Source organism: Hansschlegelia beijingensis (assembly GCF_045505405.1).
In the GTDB taxonomy this organism is placed as follows: Bacteria; Pseudomonadota; Alphaproteobacteria; order Rhizobiales; family Methylopilaceae; genus Methylopila; species Methylopila beijingensis_A.
In genome coordinates this window covers 1-1,834 of record NZ_JBJKEX010000474.1, presented here as the reverse complement: position 1 = coordinate 1,834, position 1,834 = coordinate 1, and the positions used below count along the sequence as shown (strand labels likewise).

Below are 1,834 nucleotides of genomic sequence, written 5' to 3'. Positions count from 1 at the left end.
CGCCGGGCCACCGCGGAGCTCGTTCCGCCCACGCCCGCGCCCACCGCCGTCACGTTCGGCGCGCGCGTCACCTTCGAGCGGGAGGACGGCCGCCGGCAGACTTTTCGGATCGTGGGAGAGGACGAGGCCGATCCCGCCAGGGGCTCGGTCTCCTATATCGCCCCGCTCGCGCGGGCCCTGATGGGCAAGGCCGTCGGAGACGAGGCGACGATCCCGAACGGGACCGTCGAGGTGGTGGCGATCGAGTGAAGGCGGTCAGCCGCCGGCGCTGTCGGCGTCGTCCCTGAAATAGGGCTCGACCGCGCCCTTGAGCTTGAGCGTCATGGGGTTGCCGGCGCGGTCCCGCGCCGTTCCGGCCGCTACCTTTATCCAGCCTTCGCTGACCGAATACTCCTCGACATTCGTCTTCTCGACGCCCTTGAACCGGATGCCGACGCCGCGGGCCAGAGCGGCCTCGTCGTAGAACTCGCTCTCGGGATTCACGGACAGGCGGTCGGGCGGCGTGTCGGCCATTCGGTCAGCTCCTTCAGTCGCGGTGTTGGTCCACGATCGCCGTGGCGGCGTCAAGCCCGGGTCTGAGGCCGAATGATGGCCGGCGGCGGGTGCCGCCGCACGTCGCTGTTGCTGCGATGCAATATTGTTTTGCGCGATGCAGCATCCACATCAGGGCGGCGCGACAGGACGCAACGCATCAGCAGGAGGCGGCCTTGGCCAAACGCGATCAGGACGGCCGGAATGGTCCGCGTGAGCGGAACCGATGGGACGCATGGACGGCCGCGCGCCCGAAACGCGCTGCGGGCTCCGCTTCCGGCGAGCGCCGCCTTCAGGAGGTCGAGCAGTTCGGTCCCAATCCGGGCGCGCTGCGCATGCTCGCCTATGCGCCTCGCGATCTTCCGGCCGGCGCGCCGCTGGTCGTGGTGCTGCATGGCTGCACGCAGGACGCCCACGGCTACGATTCCCACGCAGGCTGGACGCGGCTCGCGGAGCGCGAAGGCTTCGCTGTGCTTTATCCCGAGCAGCAGCGAGCCAACAATGCGCAGCGCTGCTTCAACTGGTTCCTGGCCGCCGACGCGGCGCGGGGGCTGGGCGAGACCCGTTCGATCCGCGAGATGATCGCCCTCATGGTCGATCGCCACGGGATCGACGAAAGCCGGATCTTCGTCACGGGCCTGTCGGCCGGAGGCGCGATGGCGAGCGCCCTGCTCGCCGACTATCCCGAGGTGTTCGCCGCCGGCGCGGTGATCGCGGGCCTGCCGTGCGGCGCGGCGCGGAGCATACCCGAAGCGTTCGAGGCCATGTCGCGCCCGGGCGATCGCTCCGCGAGCGAGCTCGGCGATCTCGTTCGGGCGGGCTCGCCCCATGCCGGGCCCTGGCCGCGGATATCGATCTGGCACGGGGCGGCGGACACCACGGTCGTGCCGAAGAACGCCGAGAACCTCGTGAAGCAATGGGTCGAGGTGCACGGCGCGCCTCACGGCGAGTTCCACGAGGAGGTCTCCAACGGCCATCTCAGGCGCGTATGGCGCTCCGGGGGACGTGACGTCGTGGAGCTGCATGTCATCGCCGGGATGGGCCACGGGACGCCGCTCGACGCCCGGCTCGGCGAGCGCAAGGGCCCCTACATGCTGGACGTCGGCGTCTCGTCGACCCGGCTGATCGCAAAGTTCTGGGGCCTTTCGGACGCCGTGGCCGAGGAAGAGCTGGCGAGCAGGCAGGCGATCGCCCGCCGACCCGAACCCGCAGCCTCCTATTTCGCCGGGTCCGGACCCTGCTGATACGGCCGCACGGAAGCGGTCTGATCGCGACGACGCTGAACTTCGACTACGAAGTCCGG

The 1,834-nt window shown here is 70.0% G+C and carries 3 protein-coding genes and 1 pseudogene; 3 read left to right on the top strand and 1 reads right to left on the bottom strand.

From position 1 onward, the window contains the following. On the top strand, positions 1-249 hold a 249-nt coding region (locus ACIKT0_RS17730), incomplete at its 5' end, for a GreA/GreB family elongation factor (protein WP_407106659.1). Positions 250-255: 6 nt separating this feature from the next. Here ACIKT0_RS17730 and ACIKT0_RS17725 read toward each other — a convergent pair. Beyond that, complete coding sequence (locus ACIKT0_RS17725) at positions 256-513, bottom strand: DUF3297 family protein (protein ID WP_183394717.1); 258 nt, start codon at positions 511-513, stop codon at positions 256-258. 116 nt (positions 514-629) lie between these two features. Here ACIKT0_RS17725 and ACIKT0_RS17720 point away from each other — a divergent pair, with 116 nt between their 5' ends. Together ACIKT0_RS17720 and ACIKT0_RS17715 are read left to right on the top strand one after the other, a co-directional pair. Further along, positions 630-1,775 carry an extracellular catalytic domain type 1 short-chain-length polyhydroxyalkanoate depolymerase gene (locus ACIKT0_RS17720; RefSeq protein ID WP_407106658.1) on the top strand — a complete coding sequence of 382 codons (1,146 nt, stop codon included), beginning with the start codon at positions 630-632 and terminating at the stop codon, positions 1,773-1,775. Then, positions 1,739-1,834 (top strand): annotated as a pseudogene (locus ACIKT0_RS17715) (non-homologous end joining protein Ku); the annotation flags it as partial. The gene ACIKT0_RS17720 and the pseudogene ACIKT0_RS17715, both read left to right, overlap by 37 nt.

Coding starts and splice junctions, on each gene's coding strand:
- ACIKT0_RS17725 (WP_183394717.1), bottom strand. CDS start 513: ATGGCCGACACGCCGCCCGACCGCCTGTCCGTGAATCCCGAGAGCGAG.
- ACIKT0_RS17720 (WP_407106658.1), top strand. CDS start 630: ATGCAATATTGTTTTGCGCGATGCAGCATCCACATCAGGGCGGCGCGA.